This window comes from Nocardiopsis sp. TNDT3 (genome assembly GCF_003427465.1).
Taxonomy (GTDB): Bacteria; Actinomycetota; Actinomycetes; order Streptosporangiales; family Streptosporangiaceae; genus Nocardiopsis; species Nocardiopsis dassonvillei.
Genome location: NZ_QPFC01000594.1, coordinates 1 through 6,280, shown reverse-complemented (window position 1 = coordinate 6,280; position 6,280 = coordinate 1). Strand labels below are relative to the sequence as shown.

At 73.8% G+C, this 6,280-nt stretch carries 6 protein-coding genes; 1 reads left to right on the top strand and 5 read right to left on the bottom strand.

Annotation, left to right across the window (positions count from 1 at the left end):
- The 3 genes from DQW06_RS15145 to DQW06_RS15135 form a co-directional block, all read right to left on the bottom strand.
- The coding region (locus DQW06_RS15145; protein ID WP_117198730.1) for a biotin/lipoyl-containing protein at positions 1 to 297 on the bottom strand (297 nt) is incomplete at its 3' end.
- A 7-nt stretch (positions 298 to 304) separates the two neighbouring features.
- On the bottom strand, positions 305 to 1,324 hold the full coding sequence (locus DQW06_RS15140; RefSeq protein WP_013154255.1) for an alpha-ketoacid dehydrogenase subunit beta: 1,020 nt from the start codon (positions 1,322 to 1,324) through the stop codon (positions 305 to 307).
- The gene (locus tag DQW06_RS15135; RefSeq protein ID WP_041553200.1) at positions 1,321 to 2,319 is read right to left on the bottom strand and encodes a thiamine pyrophosphate-dependent dehydrogenase E1 component subunit alpha; all 999 of its coding nucleotides are present in this window, start codon (positions 2,317 to 2,319) and stop codon (positions 1,321 to 1,323) included. Before DQW06_RS15135 ends, DQW06_RS15140 begins: the two co-directional genes overlap by 4 nt.
- Positions 2,320 to 3,201: 882 nt before the next feature.
- Here DQW06_RS15135 and DQW06_RS15130 point away from each other — a divergent pair.
- The gene (locus tag DQW06_RS15130) at positions 3,202 to 3,693 is read left to right on the top strand and encodes an Lrp/AsnC family transcriptional regulator (RefSeq protein WP_013154257.1); all 492 of its coding nucleotides are present in this window, start codon (positions 3,202 to 3,204) and stop codon (positions 3,691 to 3,693) included.
- Between the two features lie 9 nt (positions 3,694 to 3,702).
- On the opposite strand, the gene DQW06_RS15125 is transcribed toward DQW06_RS15130, so the two are convergent.
- The gene (locus tag DQW06_RS15125; RefSeq protein WP_117198728.1) at positions 3,703 to 5,373 is read right to left on the bottom strand and encodes a phospho-sugar mutase; all 1,671 of its coding nucleotides are present in this window, start codon (positions 5,371 to 5,373) and stop codon (positions 3,703 to 3,705) included.
- Between the two features lie 11 nt (positions 5,374 to 5,384).
- Complete coding sequence (locus DQW06_RS15120) at positions 5,385 to 6,182, bottom strand: purine-nucleoside phosphorylase (RefSeq protein ID WP_013154259.1); 798 nt, start codon at positions 6,180 to 6,182, stop codon at positions 5,385 to 5,387.
- Positions 6,183 to 6,280: the final 98 nt, after the last annotated feature.

Here is a 6,280-nt window from a genome sequence, read left to right as displayed (position 1 = left end):
CTCGTCGGGGACGCGGCCCACGATGCCCGCCCGCGGCGCGTCGCCGGAGGACTGGACCGCGAAGGTCACCAGGGGCGCGCCGACCGGGACCACCTGGTCCTCCTCGGCGTGCAGCTGGACGATCCGGCCCGCCTGGGGCGAGGGGATGACCACCGCGGACTTGGTGGTCTCCACCTCCACCAGGGGGGCGTTGCGCTCGATCTCCTCGCCCACGGCGACCTGCCACTCCAGGACGGTCGCCTCGACCAGCCCCTCGCCCAGGTCGGGAAGGGAGAAGGTGATGTTGTCTTCTGCCATGGTCGCTCTAGTACTCCAGGGTCCGTTGCACCGCGAGCAGGACGCGGTCGATGGTCGGCAGGTACTGCGGCTCCAGGGGGCCCGCGGGGTAGGGCACGTCGAACCCGGTGACGCGCTGGACGGGGGCGGACAGGTCGCGGAAGCAGCGCTCGGTGACCAGGGCGGCCACCTCCGCGCCGAGTCCGGCGGTCAGCGGCGCCTCGTGCACGACCACGGCCCGTCCGGTGCGCGCGACCGAGGCGGCCATCCCGGCGGCGTCCAGGGGCTTGAGCCAGCGCAGGTCCAGCACCTCCAGGTCCACGCCGTCCTCCGCGGCCAGGTCGGCCACCTGGACGCAGCGGTGCACCATGGCGCCCCAGGCGATGAGGGTGGCGTGCCTGCCAGGGCGCACGATGCGGCTGGTGCCGATGGGCTCGCTGGGCTCGCGCAGCCGCACGGGCCTGCGGTCCCAGTAGCGGGCCTTGGGCTCCATGTAGACGACGGGGTCGTCGGAGCGCACCGACTGGAGCAGCAGGCTGTAGGCGTCGGCGGGGTCCGAGGGCGCGGCGACCTTGAGGCCGGGGGTGTGGGCGAAGAGCGCCTCCAGGCTCTCGCCGTGGTGCTCGGGCGCCTGGATGCCGCCGAAGGAGGGCAGGCGCAGGGTGATCGGCATGGGGGTCGCGCCGCGGGTGCGGTAGTTCATGCGCGCCACCTGGTTGACGATCTGGTCGATCGCGGGGTAGGCGAAACCGTCGAACTGGAGCTCGGGGACGGGCCGCCAGCCGTTCATGGCCAGGCCGACCGCCATGCCCATGATGGCGGACTCGGCCAGCGGGGTGTCGAAGACACGCGTGTCCCCGAACTCCTTCTGGAGCCCGTCGGTGACGCGGAAGACCCCGCCCAGGGCGCCCACGTCCTCGCCGAAGACCAGCACGTCGGGGTCCTCGGCGAGCAGGTCGCGCAGGGCGCGGTTGATGGCCTGCTGCATGGACAGCTCGACCGCGGGGGCCTCGGCGGCGGTGTCGGCGCGTTCGATCAGCTCGGTCACAGCTCGACCTCTTCCTGCCAGGTGCGGCGCTGCCGGGTCAGCTCCTCGGTGGTCTCCCGGAAGACGTGGGTGAACAGCTCCGATCCGTCCGGTTCGGGCGCGGTGGCCACGCCGTCGCGGATGCGCTCGGCCTCCCGGCGGGCCTCGGCGTCGACCCGGGCGAGTTCGCCCTCGTCGGCGTGCCCGGCGGCGAGCAGGGCCTCGCGCAGCAGGGTGACGGGGTCGCGCTCGCGCCAGCGCTGGGCCTCGGCGTCGTCGCGGTAGCGGCCGGGGTCGTCGGAGGTGGAGTGCGGCTCCACGCGGTAGGTGAGCGCCTCGATGAGGGTGGGCCCCTCGCCGCGGCGGGCCCGGGCGACGGCCTCGGCGGTGGCCTCGTGGACCGCGCCCGCGTCGTTGCCGTCCACCAGCACGCCGGGCATGCCGTAGCCCTCGGCGCGCGCGCTGACCGAGCCGCCCGCGACCTGGCGGTGGTTGGGCACCGACAGCGCCCACTGGTTGTTCTGGCAGAAGAAGACCACGGGGGCGCCGAAGACCCCGGCGAAGTTCATGGCCTCGTGGACGTCGCCCTCGGAGCTGGCGCCGTCGCCGAAGTAGGCCAGGGCCACACCGTCGTCGCCGCGCAGCCGCTCGCCCACGGCCCAGCCGACCGCGTGCGGGACGGGGCCGCCGACCACGGCGTTGACGGCGCCGAACCGCGAGGCCGCGACGTCGTAGAGGCCGCCGTGCCACAGGGCGCGGTGGGTGGCCATGTAGCCGACCATCTCCACCCCGTAGGCCAGGGCGGAGGCCATCTCCCGGTAGGTGGGGAAGACGAAGTCGCGCGCGGGGTCCAGGGCCGAGGCGCTGGCGACCTGGGCGGCCTCCTGGCCGCGCACGGACACGTAGGCGGGGAAGACGCCCTGGCGCTGGAGGGCGATGGCCTCGGTGTCCAGGTCGCGCGCGGTCCTCATGTGGCGGTAGAGGGCGCGGGTGAGGTCGGGCGGCAGGTGGCCCACGGTGATGGCGCCCCGGTCCGCCGACTCGTGGGGTGCGGGGTCCGGACGCACGGCGCCTCCGTCGGGGGCGGCGGCCCCGGGCCTTGCGCGCAGCGGGTCCTGGGGCGAGGGCGGGCGGCTGGCGGGCATGTCGAGCGGCTCCCAACGTGGCCCTGTCCGACGCGGTGGCGCGGTCCGGGCTCCGGGTGGTGTCTGTCCTGTACACAGATTCTCCGGAAGACTCGACACTTTCGCTAGATATCCGCCGCTACTTGATACATACGGGAATGAAATTCGCCATATGGTTCTCTGGAGTCCAGCTCGAACCCCGTTCCACCCGAGAAAACGACACACGGGCCTGTACACCCCACGAACGCCCTCGGGCCCCGGGGGAGCGCGAGCCGCGACCGGGAGCGCACGCGGCGTCGCCGGGAGGGGGGGTCCACGGTCACGGAACAGCCGCGATCGGCCGCGGCGGGCGCACTTCCCGGCGTCGAGCGCATACGTTCGAGGCACCGGTCATCCGGTCAACGAAACCCCCCGATTTCCCGACACTTGGACCCCACGGAACCCCGCGGCAAGAAGTTCTGTCGTGTTCCGGGCCGCGTGGTGTAGGCGCCGCCGGTCCGGGAAACCACCCCATCCACCGACAGCGTCGACCACGAGTACAGTCGGACTCCCGACGCGCCTCCCCCGCCCGTCGGACCCCGCGCCAGGGTCCCCGCTCCCGTCCTCCTCCGGCGCCGCCCCGCGGCGGCCGGAGGGGGTGCCCGAACGCCGCGCATCTCGCCGACTGAGATTCCGATAGACGGAAACAACGTTTACCTGGTAACTCGTTAGCCCCGGTCAACGACGACAGTGAGGGGCTTCGTCCTGAAACAAGAGCACACGAGGAGCACGCACATGGCCATGGGCGACCAGCGGAGGAACGGCCGGCGGCCGGACACGACCGACCAGACGATCCTGAGCGCGCTCGCCAAGGACGCGCGGACCGGGATCACCGAGATCGCCGCACTGGCCAACGTGTCCCGCGCGACGGCCTACAACCGCATCAAGCGGCTCACCGACGAGGGCGTCATCCGCGGCTACTCCGTGGTGACCGACCACTCCAAGATGGGGCTCGGCGTCACCGCGCTCGTCCTCATCTCGGGCAGCCAGCCGGACTGGCGCGCCAACCGGGAGATCCTGTCCTCCTACCCGGAGATCGAGTACTGCTGGTACGTCGTGGGCTCGGCGGACATCGTCCTCCTCGTCCGCGTGGCCAACACCAACCAGCTCCGCGACCTGATCCTCACCCGGTTGCAGTCGCTTCCCGGTGTGACGTCCACCCAGACGCTCACCGTCATCGACGAGGTCGTGCACCGGCCGGTCGTGGAACCCTCCGACGGCGACTGAGCGGCGCCCTCAACCCCCGACAGCCGCGGTGACCGAGGCCATCAGCTCGGCGAGCAGGTCCGAGCCCAGTGCGCGGGTGGCCGCCACGTCACCGTCCACATCCAGCACCACCTCGACGTAGGCCTTCAACTTGGGCTCGGTCCCCGAGGGCCTGAGCGTCACACGTCCCCTGCCCTCCAACCGGAAGCGCAGGGCGTCCGTCGGCGGCAGACCCGCGTGTCCGGCGGCGAAGTCGTCCACCCCCACCACCCGCAGGGGACCGAACGCGGCGGGCGGTTCGGCGCGCAACCGCCGCATCGCCGCGGAGATGACCGTCAGGTCCTCCACCCGCACCGACAGCTGGTCGCTCAGGTGCAGGCCGTACCGGCGCGCCTGGTCGTCGAGCAGGTCGAGCAGGGTCGCGCCCTCCCGCTTGGCCCGGGCGGCGAGCGCCGCGGCCACCAGGGCCGCGCTGATCCCGTCCTTGTCCGCGACCGGACGGCCGCCGTCGGCGCCCACGCAGTAGCCCAGCGCCTCCTCGAACGCGAAGACCCGCCGCTGCCCGGGGCCGCCCGCGCGCGCCAGCCACTTGAAGCCGGTGAGGGTCTCCTCGTAGTGCACGCCCCGGTCGCGGGCGATCTTGCCGAGCAGGCTGGAGGAGACGATCGAGGCGGCCACCACCCGGTCGGACCCGCTGGTGTGGTCGAGCACGTACTCGGCCAGCAGTCCGCCCACCTCGTTGCCGGTGAGCAGGCCGTGCCCGGGGACCGCGAGCGCGAGCCGGTCGGCGTCGGGGTCGTTGGCGATGACCAGGTCGGAGCGGTCGGCGGCGCCGGTGGCCAGCGCCATGTCCATGGCGCCGGGCTCCTCCGGGTTGGGGAAGTCCACGGTCGGGAAGTCGGGGTTGGGCTCGAACTGGGCGGCGACCACGGACGGGCGGGGGAACCCGGCCCGCTCCATCGCCGCCAGCAGCACCCGGCCGCCCACCCCGTGCATGGCGGTGTAGGTGGTGGCCAGGTCGCGGTCCCCGCCCGGGACCAGCGCGGTGACCGCGTCCAGGTAGCGCTCCACCGCCTCCTCCCCCAGCACCGTCCACCCCTCGCCCAGCGGCAGTTCGTCGACCGGGCCCACCGCGTCGATGGCGGCGGAGATCTCGGCGTCGGCCGGGGAGACGATCTGGGTTCCCGCGTCGGCGGCGCCGCCCGCCTTGGCCGCCCCCGCGTAGACCTTGTAACCGTTGTCCCGGGGCGGGTTGTGGCTGGCGGTGACCATGATCCCGGCGTCGGCGCCCAGGTCGCGGACGGCGAAGGCCAGGACGGGGGTGGGCAGCGGTCCGGGCATGAGGGACACGCGGTGCCCGGCGCCGGTGAGGACGGCGGCGCTGTCGCGGGCGAAGTCCGCCGAGCGGTGCCGGGCGTCGTAGCCGACGACCACGTGCCCGGGGCCCGCGCCGAGCCAGGCGGCGATCCCCGCGGCGGCTCGCATGACCACCACCCGGTTCATCCGGTTGGGGCCCGCGCCGAGGGCGCCGCGCAGTCCGGCGGTGCCGAACTCCAGGCGGGCCCCGAAGCGGGAGTCCAGGTCGGCCAGCGCGTCGGCCTCGCCCCGGCCGGCGCGCTCCACCAGTCCCGCCAGCTCCGCGCGCGTGTCGGGGTCGGGGTCCTGGGCGATCCACCGTCTGGCCCGGGCGAGGTCGGTCATGGGGGCTCCCCTCAGAGCTTGGCGGTGATGTCGGCGAGCAGGCGTCCGACGGTCGCGGCGGCGTCGCGGCCGGTGGCCAGCACGTCCTCGTGGTCGAGGTTGGCCCCCGTGAGTCCGGCCGCGACGTTGGTGACCAGGGACAGGCCCAGGACTCGGGCTCCCGCGGCGCGGGCGGCGATCGCCTCCAGCACGGTGGACATGCCGACCAGGTCGGCGCCCATGGCGCTGAGCATGCGGATCTCGGCGGGCGTCTCGAAGTGCGGGCCGGGCATGGCCGCGTACACGCCCTCGGGCAGGGAGGGGTCCACCGAGCGGGCCAGCTCGCGCAGGGCGGGGGTGTAGGTCTCGGTGAGGTCGACGAAGGTCGCGCCGGTCAGCGGGGACCGCGCGGTCATGTTGAGGTGGTCGGCGATGAGCACCGGGGACCCCACCGCGTAGGCGGGGTTGATGCCGCCCGCGGCGTTGGTCAGCACGACCGTGGTGGCCCCGGCCGCCACGGCGGTGCGCACGCCGTGCACGACGGCGTCGGTGCCGTGGCCCTCGTACAGGTGGGTGCGGCCCAGGAAGGCGAGCAGGGAGCGGTCGCCCGCCCTGATGCTGCGCACGGTGCCGCTGTGGCCCTCCACGGCCGGGGGCACGAAGCCGGGCAGGTCGGTGGTGGGCAGCTCCTGACCGGAGTCGCCGAGCAGGTCGGCCGCGGAGGCCCACCCCGATCCCATGACCAGGGCGACGTCGTAGGCGTCCACGCCGGTGCGCGAGCGCAGTTCGGCGGCGGCCTCCTCGGCGGCTGCCTGGGGTGTGCGAGTCACAGCGGGTCTCTCCGTTCGTTGGTGCCCGGGAAGGGTTCACGGACGCGGTGCCGTACGCGTGATCCTGCTACCCGCGGCGCGTCCGGGCTGCCCGGACG